Source organism: Psychrobacter sp. YP14 (genome assembly GCF_003209315.1).
Classification (GTDB): domain Bacteria; phylum Pseudomonadota; class Gammaproteobacteria; order Pseudomonadales; family Moraxellaceae; genus Psychrobacter; species Psychrobacter raelei.
Window position 1 is genome coordinate 178,456 of sequence record NZ_CP029789.1, and the last position, 18,022, is coordinate 196,477.

Annotated in this window: 17 protein-coding genes and 2 tRNA genes; 9 read left to right on the forward strand and 10 right to left on the reverse strand. The window is 46.5% G+C overall.

What is annotated here, in order from left to right; translation table 11 throughout:
* Positions 1-117 precede the first annotated feature (117 nt).
* Entirely contained in the window at positions 118-1,080 is a 963-nt protein-coding gene (locus DLE54_RS00750; protein WP_110815931.1) for a putative RNA methyltransferase, read from the forward strand.
* A 100-nt stretch (positions 1,081-1,180) separates the two neighbouring features.
* Here DLE54_RS00750 and xerD read toward each other — a convergent pair whose 3' ends face one another.
* From xerD to DLE54_RS00780, 6 genes are all read right to left on the reverse strand, one after another.
* Positions 1,181-2,119, reverse strand: coding sequence for a site-specific tyrosine recombinase XerD (xerD, locus tag DLE54_RS00755; protein ID WP_110815932.1), 939 nt, complete (start codon positions 2,117-2,119; stop codon positions 1,181-1,183).
* 40 nt (positions 2,120-2,159) lie between these two features.
* Entirely contained in the window at positions 2,160-2,453 is a 294-nt protein-coding gene (gene tusA / locus DLE54_RS00760) for a sulfurtransferase TusA (protein ID WP_110815933.1), read from the reverse strand.
* A gap of 53 nt (positions 2,454-2,506) precedes the next feature.
* Positions 2,507-2,992, reverse strand: coding sequence for a hypothetical protein (locus DLE54_RS00765; RefSeq protein ID WP_110815934.1), 486 nt, complete (start codon positions 2,990-2,992; stop codon positions 2,507-2,509).
* An 89-nt stretch (positions 2,993-3,081) separates the two neighbouring features.
* A complete protein-coding gene (gene ruvX / locus DLE54_RS00770; protein ID WP_011959439.1) occupies positions 3,082-3,615 on the reverse strand; it encodes a Holliday junction resolvase RuvX in 534 nt (177 codons plus the stop codon).
* A 152-nt stretch (positions 3,616-3,767) separates the two neighbouring features.
* A complete protein-coding gene (locus DLE54_RS00775; RefSeq protein WP_011959440.1) occupies positions 3,768-4,334 on the reverse strand; it encodes a YqgE/AlgH family protein in 567 nt (188 codons plus the stop codon).
* A 123-nt stretch (positions 4,335-4,457) separates the two neighbouring features.
* A complete protein-coding gene (locus DLE54_RS00780) occupies positions 4,458-6,269 on the reverse strand; it encodes a DNA repair protein RecN (RefSeq protein ID WP_110815935.1) in 1,812 nt (603 codons plus the stop codon).
* Between the two features lie 664 nt (positions 6,270-6,933).
* Between DLE54_RS00780 and DLE54_RS00785 the strand changes: the two genes are divergently transcribed.
* The gene (locus DLE54_RS00785) at positions 6,934-7,266 is read left to right on the forward strand and encodes a pyrimidine/purine nucleoside phosphorylase (RefSeq protein ID WP_011959442.1); all 333 of its coding nucleotides are present in this window, start codon (positions 6,934-6,936) and stop codon (positions 7,264-7,266) included.
* A gap of 202 nt (positions 7,267-7,468) precedes the next feature.
* Positions 7,469-8,254, forward strand: coding sequence for a 23S rRNA (guanosine(2251)-2'-O)-methyltransferase RlmB (rlmB, locus tag DLE54_RS00790; RefSeq protein WP_011959443.1), 786 nt, complete (start codon positions 7,469-7,471; stop codon positions 8,252-8,254).
* A 103-nt stretch (positions 8,255-8,357) separates the two neighbouring features.
* Here rlmB and coaE read toward each other — a convergent pair whose 3' ends face one another.
* The 4 genes from coaE to DLE54_RS00810 all read right to left on the reverse strand — a co-directional run bounded on the left by coaE (position 8,358) and on the right by DLE54_RS00810 (position 13,158).
* Positions 8,358-9,065 (reverse strand): dephospho-CoA kinase, encoded by a 708-nt coding sequence (gene coaE, locus DLE54_RS00795; RefSeq protein WP_083757352.1) that lies wholly within the window; start codon positions 9,063-9,065, stop codon positions 8,358-8,360.
* 523 nt (positions 9,066-9,588) lie between these two features.
* A complete protein-coding gene (locus tag DLE54_RS00800; protein WP_197708894.1) occupies positions 9,589-10,509 on the reverse strand; it encodes a prepilin peptidase in 921 nt (306 codons plus the stop codon).
* Between the two features lie 83 nt (positions 10,510-10,592).
* Positions 10,593-11,753 (reverse strand): type II secretion system F family protein, encoded by a 1,161-nt coding sequence (locus tag DLE54_RS00805; protein WP_227535697.1) that lies wholly within the window; start codon positions 11,751-11,753, stop codon positions 10,593-10,595.
* Between the two features lie 142 nt (positions 11,754-11,895).
* Entirely contained in the window at positions 11,896-13,158 is a 1,263-nt protein-coding gene (locus tag DLE54_RS00810; protein ID WP_110815937.1) for an ATPase, T2SS/T4P/T4SS family, read from the reverse strand.
* Between the two features lie 335 nt (positions 13,159-13,493).
* On the opposite strand from DLE54_RS00810, the gene tpiA reads away from it, so the two are divergent.
* The 6 genes from tpiA (at position 13,494) to nusA (ending at position 18,010) form a co-directional block, all read left to right on the forward strand.
* The gene (gene tpiA, locus DLE54_RS00815) at positions 13,494-14,291 is read left to right on the forward strand and encodes a triose-phosphate isomerase (RefSeq protein WP_110815938.1); all 798 of its coding nucleotides are present in this window, start codon (positions 13,494-13,496) and stop codon (positions 14,289-14,291) included.
* Between the two features lie 165 nt (positions 14,292-14,456).
* On the forward strand, positions 14,457-14,774 hold the full coding sequence (gene secG, locus DLE54_RS00820) for a preprotein translocase subunit SecG (protein ID WP_110815939.1): 318 nt from the start codon (positions 14,457-14,459) through the stop codon (positions 14,772-14,774).
* A gap of 278 nt (positions 14,775-15,052) precedes the next feature.
* Positions 15,053-15,137, forward strand: a tRNA-Leu gene (locus tag DLE54_RS00825).
* Positions 15,138-15,510: 373 nt separating this feature from the next.
* A tRNA-Met gene (locus DLE54_RS00830) sits at positions 15,511-15,587 on the forward strand.
* 143 nt (positions 15,588-15,730) lie between these two features.
* Positions 15,731-16,231: a ribosome maturation factor RimP gene (gene rimP / locus DLE54_RS00835; RefSeq protein ID WP_011959450.1), complete on the forward strand. Its 501-nt coding sequence runs from the start codon at positions 15,731-15,733 to the stop codon at positions 16,229-16,231.
* A gap of 291 nt (positions 16,232-16,522) precedes the next feature.
* Positions 16,523-18,010 carry a transcription termination factor NusA gene (gene nusA / locus DLE54_RS00840; RefSeq protein WP_011959451.1) on the forward strand — a complete coding sequence of 496 codons (1,488 nt, stop codon included), beginning with the start codon at positions 16,523-16,525 and terminating at the stop codon, positions 18,008-18,010.
* Positions 18,011-18,022 lie beyond the last annotated feature (12 nt).

An 18,022-nucleotide genomic window follows, 5' to 3' on the forward strand; every position in this document is an offset into this window, starting at 1 on the left:
ATTGAAGCAATAGTCCCATGTACAGCAGTTAATAACGGGTGTCATATTGGCACCCGTTTTGTTTTACTTTAAATTGTATCTGGTTACTTTCAGACTTGGTAATAGGATTTTTGGCTTATGATCTCTCAACCCTCACCACGTTATCAACCGCAGTTTTTGTGTCCTTATTGCCAGTCACCTTTGCTAATCAATGCCAAGACTTGGCTGTGTGATGGCAGTCAAAATGAAAAAGGGACCCGTCATCCCTTTGATGTGGCGCGCCAAGGCTACGTGAATTTATTACCTGTGCAAAATAAAAAATCCAAAGATCCTGGTGATAGCCAACAGTCGATTGACGCTCGCCACCGATTTTTAAACCAAGGCTTTTATCAGCCTTTGCAGCAGCTCATTGCCAGTTTGGTCATGCCCAGCTTAGAAGCTGCAGCGCCACCGGTTCAAGCAAAGGCAAAGACTTGGCTCGATGTGGGCTGCGGAGAGGGCTATTACACCGGTGCTATTGCTGCGGCTCTAGCGGCAACACCAAATAATCACGCTTGCTTGGTAGCACTAGATATCAGCAAACCGGCGGTCGCCACAACGGCCAGAGTCGCCAAACAACACTCTGGGCTGTGGTATCAGGTTGAGGCAGATCATTTGAGCGCCACTGCTATGTATCCGATGGTGGCCAGCGCCTCGCATTTGCCGCTAGCCGATGCCAGCTTAGATGCCATCAGTACTATTTTTAGCCCGATATTACCGGAGGAATTTGCGCGTGTCTTAACCCTAGGCGGACGGCTGCTTATTGCCAAACCTGATGCTGGGCATTTACAAAGTATGCGCGAGGCCTTGTTTGATGAGGTACGCCCGCATGATTCAGATAAGTTCTTAGAGGAGCTGTTGCCGTACTTTAAAGAAGTGGCAACGCATACTGTGGCGGCTGATTTGATATTAGATGCTCAGGCTTTGGCAGATTTATTGACCATGACCCCGTATTCATATCGGGCACGTGCTGGGAGGCGAGAGGCGTTATTGGCTTCTACTGAGCGTCAGCCATTTGAGACTACCGCTCGCTTTGTGGTGTATGAATTGGTAAAAATTTAGGCGGTTATTCAAAGTTAACGCTGGGTCTGTCTAAGCAGTAGGTATCAATTTAAGACGCAGGGGTATAAATCTACCGCTACAGCTTAGCAAACACAATCAACTAGCCTCTGGGGTGATGCGCTTCATGAAGCTGCTGCAATCGAGCCGTGGCCACATGGGTATAAATCTGAGTGGTAGATAAGTCACTGTGGCCCAGTAGCAGCTGTACGCTACGTAAGTCAGCACCGTGATTAAGTAAATGCGTGGCAAAAGCGTGCCGCAAGGTATGCGGAGATAAGTCGCTTTGGATGCCTGCTTGTTTGGCATATTTTTTTATCATGTACCAAAAGTTCTGGCGGGTCATATAGCCGCCTTGGGTGGTCAAAAACACCGCTTGGCAGTTACCTGATTTTAAATGTGCCACCAGCTCGCCTCGGGCATGAGTCAAATAATCATCCAAGGCGTCACTGGCATACTCACCCAAAGGCACCAAGCGGGTTTTATTGCCTTTACCGGTGATTTGTAGCCAGCCAGCATTTAAATTGACCTGCTCTAAAGATAAGTTCATCAGCTCACTGACCCGAAGCCCGCAAGCATAGAGCACCTCAAGCATGGCCTTATCACGCAGACCAAGGGCGGTACTGGTATCGGGGGCAGACAGCAGGCTTTCGACATCGTTTTCGGACAAATCCTTGGGCAAAGATCGGCCAATCTTGGGTGTTTTGATACGCTCGCACGGGTTGTCTTCACGGCGCTCATTGCCCACCATCCATAAGTAGAACTGACGCAAGCTTGAGAGCATACGCGCTTGGGTGCGTGGCGTTTTTCCTTGTCTATCTAGCGCCGTTAAACACTGCATCACATCCATGTCTGACCACAGCGTTAGCGCTTTAGAATGGGTGGTCTCGCACAGCTTTAAATCACGCACATAGGCATTACGAGTGCGCGTAGACAGACCACGTGCTAGCATCGCCTGACGAAACTCGGTGATATAAGCGGGCTCATCATCCACCGCAAGGGCTTTGGGCTGTCTGGGTTGTACGGCGCGATCACGACTCATGTTATCTTCTCTACATCTGACTTAATTTGTGTCAACAACATCAGCTTTGCTTTTTTTGTACCACATAGCGATAAAGCGTATCGGTATGTCGCTCAGGGTCGCCGGCTGGATTGTTTGCCTCTGATTGGGAGATTAAGTTATGACCTAGGTGACGACAAAAATTGGGAATATCACGGGTGGTCGCAGGATCGGTGGCCAAGATTTCAATATAATCGCCAGCTTCAGCCTTACGAACAGTGCGGTGCAACAACATCACTGGCTCTGGACAAATCAGGCCTTGGGTATCTAAGTGATGCTCAATAGGGTGCTCTGGAGTGGTATCGGCAATACTCATAGTGGGAAACCTTTTATCAGTATATTGTCAAAAAGTAAAAAAAAGGGCGCAATTTACTCGCCTTGTTTGTCTTCAATAAATTTAAAAAAGCGCTTAAATGTGGCTTGAAACCAATAGGCCACCCCAATCCAAGCTGCCATGGCCAGCCACAGCCAGTCTGATAAAGAGAACAGCAGACAAATAATAAGCAGCAAGCTTGCGCCGCCGACGCTGGTCACCAACATGGATGGCTGACTTAAACGATAACGGTAGACCAAAAAAGCCTGATATAAAGTAAACGGAATGGTGAGTCCCACCAGGACATAAGGCAGGTAATGGAACAACCAATACATCTGCTGGCTGCCATGGAACATCTTTAGGCTGGCTAGTGTTCCAAATACCACAAAGGCAAAGATGGCCAAAACAATAACAAAAATAGATAAGCGGTTTATTTTTTGAGCACCGCGCAGCCGCTCAATGGCCAACACCGGAAATCCAGCAACACTGCCATTGGTCGCAGTGGTTGAAGGGGTGGGGTGATGTTTAGTCTCTGTACTCATGGCTGTAGGCTTATAGGTTATTGAGCAATAAAAAAGGGCGAGTTAATGCTAAGGGATCAGTGGGGCTTTCAATGGCATAATCCAATCGCTTAGTCTGCTTTGTAAGTGGCAATGTCTTCGGCGTGATCGGGATTGGCCAAGTAGCTTTGAAGCAGCAGGCAGGCGGAGATATCATCGATGGGGTCACGCTCGTTTTTTATGAGGCCAAGCTCCCATGCCATCTCACGCGCTTCTACTGAGGTCAGACGCTCATCGAATAACTGCACAGGTACATGAATGCGCTGCTCCATTAAGCGATGCGCCAAGCGGCGGGCAAACTTGTGGGCGCGTTTGGCAATCATCGAGCTGCTGCCATCCATATTTAGCGGTAGGCCCACCACCACCCGTCCAATCCTCCAAGTATCAATGATACCCAGTAGGTTGTCCCAGTCAGCAGGCTGGCCATTGTTCATCGCTAAGATATCAAAGGGGCGTGCATCTTGAGTGACGGTGTTGCCAAGCGCCATGCCCATTTTTTTGACCCCATAATCTAGCCCCAAAAGCACGGTTTGTTCTGGGCGAGCAGCAGCATCAGCGGCCACGTCACTATTTGCATTTTCTTTATTTGACGCATCATTTAACATAGGCAAAAATATCGCTTAATCGGTAGGGTGTCTTAATTTCGAGCTTACAGTGCCATCATTGGCTGTGCTTTGATACAGCATCATTTGGCACAACATAAAAAGTAACAGCGCCAAAAGTAACAGCGTCGTGGCTTAGGACGGCAAAGACCAAATTAGGCGCGGCCGACCTCGTCGCTTAAAAAATCCAAATGTACCCCGATTTTTTCTGCCGCATGGCGCCAGCGCTCTTCAAAGGGTATTTCAAATAATAAGGACAAATCGCCTGGGCTTACCAGCCAGTCGCCTTGGGAAATCTCTTTTTCAAGTTGCCCCTCATGCCAGCTGGCGTGCCCCAAGCACAGATGATAGTGGCCGATACCGGCTGAGCCTGCTGCGATATTTTGCAGGATATCTTTACTGGTGGTGATGCACACGTTTTCTGAAATGGGAAAAGAGGATGCCCATGTGGGTTGGCCGGTATGCAGCACAAAGCCTACCTCAGGGTACACAGGCCCACCATCTAGCGGCGTGTCATACATCACTGAGGTATCTGTGACTTCGATGTCTAGGTTGTCTAACAAATGGCCCACTTGAGTGTCAAAAATGGGACGATTGACCACCAAGCCCAGCACCCCATGCCGGTCGTGACGACAAATATACACCAAACTCTGTGCAAAACGCTCATCGGGCATACTTGGTGCGGCGATTAAAAAATGATGGGTCAAATTATCAAGGGTCATAGATACACAAAGCTCAATATAAAAAAAGGATAATGTCTTAAGGTGGGGTCAAAATGGCACAAAAGCAACGGCTAGCCCCGTGGATAGCTTAAGCAAAAGCCCTTAGCAGATTGAAGGCATGTACTACTCACTGCTGACATCAGCTAAGAGACTGCGCGCATGCTCACGGGTAATTTCAGTAATATTAACCCCACCTGACATGCGTGCCAGCTCATCCACTTGAGCGTCATGGCTAATGATATCAATTTGACTGGTGGTTTGGCCCTCTTTGGTATCATGATGCTTTTGTACCAAGATGTGCTGATGTGCTTGAGCGGCAACTTGAGCCTGGTGGGTAATGGCCAACAGCTGACGGCGGCTGCCCAATTGACGCAGCAGTTCTCCCACCACCTGAGCGGTGCCGCCGCTGATACCCACATCCACCTCATCAAACACCAGCATCGGCTCAGAAAAGTCACTGTGTTGATTTTGAGAGTGCGCAGACTGACCATCTAATGTCTGGTGAGTGGCCAGTAAGACCTGCATCACCAGCGCCATACGTGACAACTCACCCCCTGACGCAATCTTGTATAGAGGCTGCATCGGCATACCCACGTTAGCGCTGAACATCAGCTCAATATCGTGTGCCCCTTGAGCGTTATAATGACTCTCATCTTTTGGGGTAAATACAAACTCACAGCGGGCATTGGGTAGCGCCAGCGGCTGTAATTGAGCCACCAGCTTCTCGCCTATGCTGGGTGCCACTTGTTGACGCGCGGTATCTAACGTCAAAGCGAGGTGTTTAAACTCGGCCCAAGCGTCTTGAATTTGTGCCTCTAGTACCTCAGAGCTTGGCTGATTGACCAAGCCATTAAGCTCTTGCTGCCAGATTTGTGCCTCTTGCACCAAGTTGCTTGCTGGAAGCCCATGTTTGCGTGATAAGCGGTGGCCAAGGCTAATCAAAGCATTCAGCTCTTCGAGACGCTCAGGGTCTGGCAGCTGCTGCTCAGCATAATCGGTCAATAAGGCGGCGGCCTCACTGACGTGTTGCTGCGCCAAATGTAGCGATTCGCTGGCTTGACTAAACGTGGGGCTGACATCCGACTGATTGTCACATAAGCGGATGGCTTTACCCAGCAGGTCCATGGCATCTGGGTCATCAGAATCATTGTCTAATAATTGCACCGCATGACTGGCTTCAAGCATCAAAGCCTCTAGGTTTGACAGCTCATCATGCTCCGCTTCTACTTGCTCATAATCAACCGCCAATAACGGTGATATATCTGCCAATTGACTGTTTAACAGCTCAATACGGTCATTGCGATGCGCCTCTTTGGCAGCGACCTCTTCAGCTTGGCGTTTTAGCTTCTGATAGGCTCGATATGCGTGTTCAGTTTGTGCCGCTAAGGGCTGAAGACCGGCGATATTATCGAGCCACTGCACCACAAATGCTGGCTTTAATAAAGCTTGCTGAGCGTGCTGACTGTGAATATTAACCAGCATAGCACCCAGCTCTTTTAATTCGGTTAAGCTGACAGGCACTCCGTTAAGCCAAGCTTTTGAGCGGCCATTGCTGCTTAATTGGCGACGAATTAATATCTCACCGTCAAACTCCCTTTCGTGACGCTCAAACCAGTCTTGTATCAGTGCCACTGTGCCTTTGTCGTTAGAGTTGGCACTGGGTTCGGTATTATTATTGGCACTATCTTTGGCTGTAGTTGAGCGATTTTTTGTAGCCGGTAGCACAAATTCGAACTGAGCATAGATATCAGCATTGTCCTTGCCATGACGTACCATACTGGTGTCTGCTCGGCCGCCAATACATAAGGAGAGCGCATCTAATAATAAGGATTTACCCGCGCCAGTTTCTCCAGTAATAACGTTAAAACCGTCGTATAAGGAGAGCTCATGGTGATTGATTAAGGCAAAGTTTTGCAGTGTCAGCGAAGTTAGCATCAGCAATCTCAAAAATGGGTGTTTGTTATCAAAAAACACTAAAAAAAGGACGAAATTAGTTAGGGTATCGTATATCTATGAAGGTATAAAAGCAAACGGTGCGCAGCTTTTATCGTGACTTTTATATTGCTTTAGATAACCAATTATTTGTTGCTTTTAGGCGCATAAAGTCACACAATCTAAGTCTGATTTAACTTGAATATAAGCAACTTTATAATCGTAAAATAATAGGTCGTGTGCCCGTTATATAAAGGTATTGCTGTAAAAATGCAAGGTAGAAATCTGTTGATAACGGCTGTGAATTGATGCCCATATTGAGGCATGGCTGCTGGTAAAAAAAGGATATGGGTAGGTTAAGAGGGCAGCGCCTGTGTTTAGCCAAAGTACAGTTTTACTATAGGTATTGTGCAAGCGAGGTATTGTGCAAGCGACTGCGATCATAACGTTGATCGACATAGGACGTAGAGCGAGCAGATAATGGCTAATGACAGTTTGGAATAGCCATTAACTAAAAAACTGATTTGTTGTCACAATTATATTAGCAATATTGTGGTAGGATTGAATAACAAAAAATAGCATCAACAAGAGTAGGGCTGTAAGTTTAGCGATATCTGATTTTTAGCCCATGGTTATCATAAAGTAGATTAAGATTAAGGAAGTCATCATGCCGACGACTTATGACCAGGTTTCTGTCGTAAAGAATGCAACCATCTCTTATGATGGACGCTGTAGTAGCCACACGGTATTATTTGAAGATGGCAGCAAAAAAATGCTGGGCATCATACTACCTTGTGATGAGCATGTCCGAGAGTATGAATTCGCCACCCACACCTCAGAGAGAATGGAGATTACCTCAGGAGAGTGTGAAGTAAAAATCACCGGAGAGGATGAGTTTACTTATTATCGCGCTGGCCAAGCTTTTGTTGTCGCAGGGGACAGCAGCTTTGCGCTACGTACTGAACAAATTGTGCAGTATATTTGTCACCTAGAAGGGTAGGACAAGCGGCTTACCACCCACTTATTGGTATTTGTTTTAAGCATCCTAGGCAGCCACTTAGGGTGCTTTTGTGTCTTCTGGGCTGTTATTTAAGCCACAAAGTCATCGCGTTGTGTCTTATAATAAGCGAGAAACGCAGTCATCAAGTTGCGCCGTATGGCTGCCCTCACCGTTAAAATCCATCGTTTAAAAAGGTTATTTTATGGCAAAGCCCGTCCATTTTTATGGCATTCACGCAATTCACGCTTTGTTGTCGCACCGTCCTACCGACGCCATGGCTTTATTTATTCAGCAAGGCCGTGCTCACAAAGACAGCAGCACTCAGGACGAAGCCGACTCTACCTTTGAAGAGATTTTACAATTGGCTGAGCAGATGGGGGTGAGCATCCAGGAGGCCAGCCGTGATAAGCTGACCGCATTGTGCGGTAGTCCGCAGCACCAAGGTGTGGTACTCAATGCCCGTCCGTTAGCCATGGCCGATGAAGGTGAGATAGCAAGTCTTGCTCAATCAGATGATGCCCTATTTTTGGTGTTAGACCAGATTACGGATGCGCATAACCTAGGTGCCTGCTTGCGTACGGCAGCGGCGATGGGTGTTGATGCGGTGATTTGCCCTAAGCACCATTCAGCGAGCCTCACACCAACTGTGGCCAAAGTATCGGTAGGTGCCATGGAAATCATGCCAGTCATCGCTGTGACTAATCTGGCACGCTGTATTGAGAACTTAAAGCAAGCAGGGGTGTTTGTTTATGGTACGGCGCTTGACGCCACCGCTAAGGCTCTGCCAGATGTGGATCTAAAGGGTAAGGTGGCCATCATTATGGGTTCAGAGGGTGAGGGCATGCGCCGCTTGACCACCGAGCGCTGTGATGAGCTGGTGTACATTCCCATGACTGGTAATAAGCATGGCTCACTACAGAGCTTGAATGTCAGTGTGGCCACGGGCATGGTCTTGTATGAAGTGAGCCGTCAGCGTCATCAGCCTTAATATCAATCTGATTAAGACAGACAACAGCTTAAGAGGCAAAAAGGGCGCGCTTAGCATAAGCGCGCCCTTTGTGTGTCAAGGCACGGGGCTTTATTGCACGAGGCTACATTTTTTTTAGGTTCAAATAGTTGTGATGCAGCGGCAGTAATTGCGCATACAACGCATCTAAGTCGCCATTGTTACACACCACGTCATCGGCCTGCTCGATACGGGCTTCTCGGGTCAATTGATTGGCCATAATGGCTTTGATCTTGTCTATGCTTTGGGTATCTCGGCTGCTGGCACGTTTAAGCTGCGTCTCCTCGGAGGCATCGACCACCAGTACTCTATCACACAAAGACACCAGGCCTGCTTCATAGCTCTCAAGCAGCAAGGGCGCTGACAAGATAACGTATGCCGACTGAGCTTGACTGAGCTGATTTTTGATTTCTTGACGGATGGCAGGATGGGTGATCGATTCTAAAGTTAGCAGTGCTTTGTTATTGGCAAACACATGCTCGCGAACTGCGCGTCTGTTCATTTCTCCTTGCGCATCAACAACCCACTCTCCTAAGGCCTCTACCAGTGCTTGTAGGGTGGGGCTGCCTTTATGCATGATTTGATGGGCGACCACATCGGCATCTACCACGTCGATGCCCTGAGTGGCGAACCAGTTAGAGACGGCGGTTTTACCACTGCCAATACCGCCGGTTAGGCCGATAATGGGCTTGCTGACATAAAAGGTTTCAAATTTTTGTGGCGGGTCAATCACAGGCTCCTCTTGAGCATCATTGATATAAGAGTCCAAAGTGGCGGCGCTGGCGTATGTCATGGCAATACCTTAAAGCGGGTGTTCTATAAGATTGAACGGGGTTGGGATTGTGGCCTAAAGCTTACGCTTGCTATGGCGTATATTTAGCCCCAAGCAGCTATCAAAACCAAAAGCTTAGCGGTGTTATTGAAATCTGCTGCTAAACTTACGAGAAAACAGCTACTAAAATTACGATAAAAGAAGCGGTTAACTCTGGCTTATTGACTCAGGGCTAACTGGCTGATAAAAGTAGCATGTTTTTACGGCAGCTTTGTATTAATTAGTGTACTCAATCTCAACAGGGTGTTAATGGTGACTCTGTGGGGTGTTATCTATAGGGGATGACTAGTGACTGTGTTTTTATCGTTAATCCGCCGATAGCCTTTGGTAGTCACCCAAATGAGGCGTGCACTAAGCCAATAAAGCCCTAAGCCAGCAGCGTCCTAAGCTAATAGAATCCTAAGCTAATAGAGTCCTAAGCTAATAGAGTCCTAAGCTAATAGAGTCCTAAGTTCGTAGCATTCTAAATTAGTAATCCCCTAGGCTAATAGCGTCCCAAATACCAGTGCATCAACGCCTCACCATATAACAGTGCAACCAAGCCCGCTAATGCCAAATAAGGACCAAAAGCAAAGGGCTGGCTCTCCCGTCGTTTTTTTAGCAATATAAGCCCCATGATAGTGCCGAGCACGGAAGATAGCAAGATGACAAATGGCAGCATAAATGGCCCAAGCCAAGCTCCCAGAGCAGCCAGTAGCTTAAAATCGCCTTGGCCCATACCTTGCTTTCGGGTAAATAAATAAAATACTTTCACCACCACCCATAGACTAAGATAGCCTAAGATTAGCCCCCAAATAGATAAGCTTGGCGACACAAAAACGCTGTGGCTGTTCACCATAAGCCCCAAGATAGCTAAGGGGTAGGTCAGATTATCGGGTAAATACTGCGTCTCAAAATCAATCCCCACCAGCGCAATTAATAACCACAAAAATACCAAGCCACAAAGGCCGGCAAGCGACACGCCCAATTGGTAAATCACCAAAACGCTCAGCACGGCGGTCAGAAGCTCAATCAACGGATAACGCAAACCAATGCGGCGGCGACAAGAGGCGCATCTGCCTTTTAGCCACAGCCAACTGATAATAGGCAGTTTGTGACGCCAAGCAATGGGCGTATGACACTGCGGGCACTGTGAGCTTGGGCGCCACAGCGACAATGGCATATCTTGGGCGATGCAGGCAGCCACAGGCGCTAGCGCATCCGCTGGCACATCAGGCTGCGATTGCAAAAACTGTAGTGAGCCCAGTCGCCACTGCCGCTGCAGTATTAATGGGGTGCGATAAATCACCACATTTAATAAGCTGCCCACACACAAGCCCACTATGGCAAACACACCAAGGGCAAATACATCAGGCGTCGCTAAATTGTGCGGTTCAAAAAACTGCCAGACTTGCCAAAACTGCATAACATCAGCCTATTGTTTATAAAAATTGAGACATGATTCATCAGAAGATTAATAAGGGCTTAGCGCTCAATAAAACACTGCCGCTAGCCAAGGATTGAGCCCATTTGAAAAATAGGTAAGTACATCGCCACTATCAGCCCGCCGACCAGCAAGCCAATGATCACCATAATAATGGGCTCCATTAGGTCGGTTAACCCATCAACGGCATGGGTCACCTGAGCTTCATAATAATCAGCCACCTTATTAAGCATCTGCTCTAAGCTGCCAGACTCCTCGCCGATACTCACCATTTGTACGGCAAGAGCTGGAAAAAGCTGGCTGCTGCGCATGGAGCGCTCAAGGCGTTGACCAGCAGCTACCTGTTGTCTCATCTGGTAGGTGGCCGTCTCAAAGACGTGATTGTCGGTTGCAGCGGCAGTGGCGCCTAGTGCTTCTAACAGCGGGACACCTGCAGCATAAGTGGTGGCTAAGGTGCGGCAAAAGCGGGCAATAATGGCTTGATAGGCTATGCTACCAAAAATGGGCAGCTTTAATACCGCTTTGTCGAGCCACTGATTAAAGCCTAAGCTGCGTTTTTGGGCCTGCCTAAACGCGATTACAGCCGCTATCGTCAGTAGCAAAAAAATTGGCCAAAGCTTTTGCATGATATGAGACAAAGTGACTACAAATTGGGTAAAGGCAGGCAGCTGTGACCCCATAGAGTCATATAGGTCTGCGAACACCGGCACCACTTTTAACAATAAAATAATACTGACAATCATCGCCACCAGCATGACGGCTATCGGATATTTGATGGCTTTTTTTAGCTTAATTTTAAGCAGCTCGTTGTTTTCTTTGTAATCAGCGATGCGCTCAAGTAGGGTATCTAGCGTGCCGGAGTGCTCTGCTGCAGACACTAAAGCACAAAACAGGTCATCAAACTGTTTTGGATGGGCCCGCAGGCTATCTTCTAAGGACATACCAGTCTCAAGCTGCTGTTTTACCCGTAAAACCAGCTGCTTCATACTGGGTTTATCAAGTGCTTGAGCAATAAGCTCAAAGGCCTGTACTATGGGCACGCCGGCCTTGGTCATCGTCGCCAATTGCCGCACAAACAGACTGATATCAAGTGCCGTTATCTTCTTTTGCCGACGCCAAAGCGACTTGGGCTTGCGCCGAATGCGCTGGGTCACTATGCCTTGTTTGCGCAGCTGAGCTTTGGCCAGCGCCATACTGCTACTGGTCAGTATGCCTTTTACCTTCATACCTTGAGGGTTGATGCCTTGATACACAAACTCAAGCGTTTTGAGTGTGGTTCGATTGGGGACGGGGCTCACAACAGATACCTCAAGTAAAGAAAATAAGAGTGCCAGATAGATTCAGATAGATAAAGTAGCCAACGCTGCATTACTGGGCCGTCATGCGGGTCATTTCTTCAATGCTAAGGATGCCTTGAAGCACTTTCAAAATAGCGGCCCGCCTTAAGTCAAAAAAGCCTTGCTCGGTGGCAGCCGCTTTTATCTCAATGGCATTAGCACCTTGCATAATCACTTGTGCAAGCGCCGTGTTCATGGGCATCACCTCAAACACACCGATGCGCCCTTTGTAACCCTCACAGCACTTATCACAGCCCACCGCCTTATAGATGATATGCTCAGGCTGTGCCAACTCTTCGGCGCTAAAGCCAATCTCAATGAGACTTACCTCAGGAACCACACAAGGGATTTTGCAGTGGCGGCACAAGCATCTTGCCAGACGCTGCGCCACTACCAGACTAATGGCGGTAGCAATATTAAAGTAAGCTACGCCCATATGATGCAGGCGAGTTAAGGTTTCAGCAGCTGAGTTGGTGTGCAGGGTAGAGAGCACCAAATGGCCAGTTTGTGCCGCTTTAATTGCAGTATCCGCGGTTTCAAAATCACGTATCTCACCCACCATTAATACATCGGGGTCTTGGCGCAAAAATGACTTTAAGGCCACCGCAAAGCTCAGTCCGACTTTAGGATTGACGGTGACCTGATTGATACCTGTTAAATTAATTTCAACCGGATCTTCTACAGTGCAGATATTGGTGGCCACCGTGTTTAAAATATCTAGACCGGTATAGAGCGATAAGGTTTTGCCAGAGCCTGTGGGGCCGGTAATTAATAAGATACCTTGCGGCTGCTGTAGCGCTTGTAAAAACTGCTGTTTTTGCTCAGGCTCAAGCCCGAGGCTATCAATACCAGCGATAGAGGCGGCTGGATTAATAACCCGAAGCACAATTTTTTCACCGAACAAAGTGGGTAGAGCATTGGCACGAAAGTTTAGTGTCGGCATCCCATTTAGTTGCAGCCTAATACGGCCATCTTGAGGCATACGCCGCTCAGATATGTCCATTTGTGCCATAATCTTTAGGCGGGCACATATCTTAGCTTGCAGCTCAAGCGCTGGTGTGGCCACTTGCTGCATGACGCCATCGATACGAAAGCGTACCCGAAACGTATGCTCATAGGGCTCAAAGTGTAGGTCAGAGGCGCCTTTATCTACTGCCTGACACAATAAATCCTGTACCAGCTGAACTACCGGATCTTGCTGTAAATCATGAGGCTGATGCGCGCCATGCTCTGCCTGTGCTAGAGTCGCAGAGGGAGCGGCCGCTAGTTGATTAAGCGAAGGGGGCCGGGACATATAGCATCCTTGTCTGAGTAGGCGTAAGGGGCATTAGCAACCTCTTACAGTTAAGATCGGGTGGTTTGTTCAGACAAGTGGCCTAAAATTAACGGCTTAGCCAGAGTAAATTGAGTTAGCTTAGGTTAACACAGTTTTTAATTTTAAATTTTGGCGTTTTCAAAACAACAAAGGCTAAATCTGTTAGATAAGACTATGATATAATTTAGGGCTATCATATTTTTAGACAGCTAAACCTAAACAATGCGCTGTCACAATGTTGTTTGTTATTTTGGTTTTATTTATTCGGGGCTTAATAGGCCCTTTTGATTAATTGGTTTTTAGGTGAGCGTGTTATGAAGTCTTGGGTTATCGGAAACTGGAAGCTAAATCCTACGTCGCTTGAGCAAGTACAGCACTTGGTGACAGACTTAGTAGAAGGCGTTGACGCTCAAATCCGCAGCATGGATAATTGCCATCTTATGTTGGCCCCAAGCTTTTTACATTTAAGCCCAGTGCAGCAGGCACTTAACGCCAACTCATCTACTCTTAAGCTGGCTGCGCAAGATGTGAGCGCACTCAGTGCTGAATCAGGGGCTTATACTGGTGATGTTTCAGCTAAGCAGCTAAAAGATATGGGCGTACAGTGGGTGATTGTCGGTCACTCTGAGCGCCGTCAGTACTATAAAGAAAGCAACGCCGTACTGCTAAAAAAGCTGCTTAATAGCGCTGAGCAAGGCTTGGGCGTGATTTTGTGCATTGGTGAGTCAGAGAGCGACTTTGAGGCGGGTCACACTGAGCAAGTGTTGGATGAGCAGTTACAAGTTATTGCTGACTTTTTACAGCAATTAAAGCCTGAGCAGGCGGGATATGCCGAGCAAAACCTGATTATCGCTTATGAGCCGGTGTGGGCCATTGGTACCGGTAAGGTACCAAGCGTAGAGCAGGTGACGCAAATACATCGCTTTATCCGTCAGCAGTTGCATTCATTTGATAATAAGCTTGATACCACCCCAGTGATTTATGGTGGCAGCGTTAAGCCTGAGAATGCTGCAGATTTTGCTGCCTCAGACCAGATCAATGGGGTGTTGGTTGGCGGCGCCGCCCTGCAGGCAGACAGCTTTCTTGCGATTGCTAAATGCTTTAATAACTAGATAAAATAAGCGGCGCTAGGCTTGATAGCTTAGCGCTCTGCCCTGATAAACGGTGACATGAACGTTGTCATAATAGATAGTTGTTGTGGTAAAACTGGGGATAAACACTCCCTTATATTTGATAACATTATCCTCTTTAACTCTTAAGATTAAGTAAGGCAAAGCATGTTTAACATTATTCTAGCGATTCACATTATTGTTGCTATTGCCATGATTGGGTTGATTTTAATTCAACACGGTAAGGGAGCTGATGCGGGCGCTTCATTTGGCGCAGGGGCTTCAGGCACAGTATTTGGAGCAGCCGGTAGTGCCAACTTTTTGACCCGTGCCACAGCCATTTTAGCGATTATCTTCTTTACTACCAGTCTAACTTTGGCGGTGCATGCACGCAAACAGGCTGAAGGTCAGTATCGCTTAGATGTTCCGGCCGCATCGCAAGCACCAGCGACGGCCCCTGAGCCTACGCCGGCTCCTGCTGAATAGGCTAGCATAGCTAAAACAAGGCGCTGCAGCTCAGTTGGCCTTGGTGGTAAACTAAATAGGTTGCACCCACTGTCAAAGACGAGTAGAATGTGCCACCTAATTTCATAAATATTAAAGCAATCTATGGGCACTATCTTCTTTTATATAGATTTTATATAAAAAAGTAGTGTTGCTATCTGAGATATCGTGATTACCGATCTGTTTAACCTCAATAACAGCTTGGGTAGTAAAAATCAGTCAGAAGCAAAATAAATAGAGAGCAGATTGAATTAGACAATGCGATTGTGGTGGAATTGGTAGACACGCCATCTTGAGGGGGTGGTGGCGCAAGCCGTGAGGGTTCAAGTCCCTCCAATCGCACCAATATAAAGACAAAGCACGTACCTATACTGTATGATGTGTCTGTTAAATCCGATTAAATTAGCAGATTTATCGACATTGCTATTGAAAATAAGCCATATATGCCTTATATACAAGTAGTAACGACAATATAGGACAGCCGGTTATGATGGCTGTGGACAGCAAATAAGCGTGAGCACTTATCAAAACCAGCTTTGGTTATAAAAGCTTATAATAAGATAAGTTACGGCGATATAGCTGGCTAAATGTGTTAAGATGTATCAGGTAAAGCTGTTAGAATAGGCGTTATCAGGGTAGTGGTTAAAGTTTTGAATTTAAATTAGTTTAATGCTTGACAACCCCTAATAAACTCCATATAATAGTCAGCCTAGATTGATGCGGGGTGGAGCAGTCTGGTAGCTCGTCGGGCTCATAACCCGAAGGTCGTTGGTTCAAATCCAGCCCCCGCTACCATTTTTTATTTCAATCTTACCTTTTTCATTTAACCCACCATATTGTTTGTGGGTTTTTTTGTATCTGTTATTTTTAATATTGCCTAATAGTCATAATATGCATTTATAATAGATACTTCTATTTATGGACTAAACAAATAAGTCATGAAGCTATCTAACAAAGTCACCCAGTTAACCGATATTATTGCACCAGCTGTTGCAGCTTGTGATGTGGCACTATGGGGTGTGGAGTTCCTACCGCAAGGTGGGCGTTCGCTATTACGCATTTATATTGAAGCCTTGCCAGAAGATAAAGCAGCCGATAAACAAGTTACTATTGAAAATTGTGCTGCCGTCACCCACCAAGTCAGTGGTGTTCTTGAAGTGCATGATCCCATCGCGGGCGAGTATGTACTTGAAGTGTCCTCTCCAGGTCTTGATCGACCTTTCTTTGCCCCTGAGCAAATGACAGATTATATGGGTCAGACCATCAATCTACGCTTGATTCAAGCTGTGGGTAGTGGAAGTTCAAAACGCCGCAAAGTAACCGGTAAGCTTGAGCAATTAGATGACAAGCAGTTATCGGTCGTGACCGCTGACGGTGAGCGCTATGATATTGCCCTTGATAATATTGATAAAGCAAATTTAATCTATCAAGATCTGTAGTCTTAGGGTATAAGTTGGTTGAAAGCTTACTGTCATATTTAACTTGATTTGACATCGTCAGTTACTATTAATTCAGTCTAATCTAATCTGCATGTCTTAATTATTTATAAGGGATGCCAACTATCGATAAGTTGTGTGCTTATATAGCGTGTAGAGACTAGATAGAATGAGGAAATAGTAGGCCGCGTTTTGAATGAGATTAAACATCGCAGCTTTTAGGCCTAAGATAAAAAATAAATTTTAATAATTTTTTGCTACTTTAAATGACAAGTAGGCGAGGATAGGTGTGTAATGAGTCGAGAAATTTTAACGGTAGTAGAAACCGTCAGTAACGAGAAAGGCCTAAATCCAGAAGACATCTTTGAGGCAATTGAAGAGGCTTTGGTGGTTTCTACCAAAAAAAGAGTTTATACCGAGCAGCCAGAAGTGGCGGTAAGGGTTGAAATTGACCGTGATACCGGTGATTATGATACCTATCGCTATTGGACTGTGGTTGCCGACGAAGACCACGAAATGCCAGCATGTCAGTTAGCCATCAGTGATTTAGATGAAAACGAATGGTCTATTGGCGACATTAAAGAAGAGCAAATCGAATCTATCGAATTTGGACGTATTGCCGCCACTCAGGCCAAGCAAGTGATTATCCAAAAAATTCGTGAAGCAGAGCGTGCATTAACTGCCGATGCCTTCGAGCCAAGAATTGGTGAGATGATGTATGGTGAAGTTAAAAAACAAACGCGTGATGGCTATATTATTGATTTAGGGGATAATGCTGAAGGCTATTTATCTCGTGATCAAATGCTGCCTCGTGAACAATTACGTGTAAAGTCTCGTATTAATGCTATCCTATACCATGTGAACCGTGACAACCGCGGCGCACAGTTATTGTTATCGCGCACCAGCCCAGATATGTTGGTGGCGTTAATGAACAAAGAAGTGCCTGAGATTAACGAACAAATCATTGAAATCCGTGATGTGGCTCGTCAGCCTGGAGTTCGTGCGAAAATTTCAGTAAAAACCAATGATCATCGTATTGATCCTGTGGGCGCGTGTATTGGTATGCGTGGTACCCGTATCCAAGCGGTACAGTCTGAGCTTGATGGCGAGCGTATTGATGTGATCGTGTGGTCTGATGACCCCGCGCAATATATCATTAGTGCACTTGAGCCTGCAGATGTTAGCAGTATTATTTTAGATGAAGATGCCAAGACCGCAGACATCATCTTTACCGCCAACGATCAGTTAGCGCGCGCCATTGGTGCCCAAGGCCAGAACGTACGTTTGGCTTCTGAGCTAACCGGTTATAAGTTAAACATGATGCTTGAGGCGGAATACCTTGAACGTCAACAAAACGAAACAAAAGCCTATCTTGAGCTGTTCTACAATCGTCTAGAAGTAGATGAAGACTTAGCTCAAGCGCTAGTAGATGTAGGCTTTACCAGTATTGAAGAAGTGGCTTATGTGCCTGTTGAAACCTTCTATGACATCGAAGGTCTTGACGACGACGCAATTGAAATGATTCAAGAGCGTGCAAAAGAAGTAGTCATTGCTGATGAACTGGTTAAACAGCAAAATATGAAAGAGCCAAGCAAAGAGTTGCTCACAATGGACGGCATGACGACCGACTGGGCGTACAAGCTGGCTCAACGTGACATCATCACGTTAGATGATTTAGCAGAACAGGCAGTATTTGATCTTGAAGACATTGAAGGTCTTGATGAGAAAACTGCTGGTGAGTTGATCATGAAAGCACGTGAATCTTGGTTTAATGAAGAATAATAAATAGGTGAC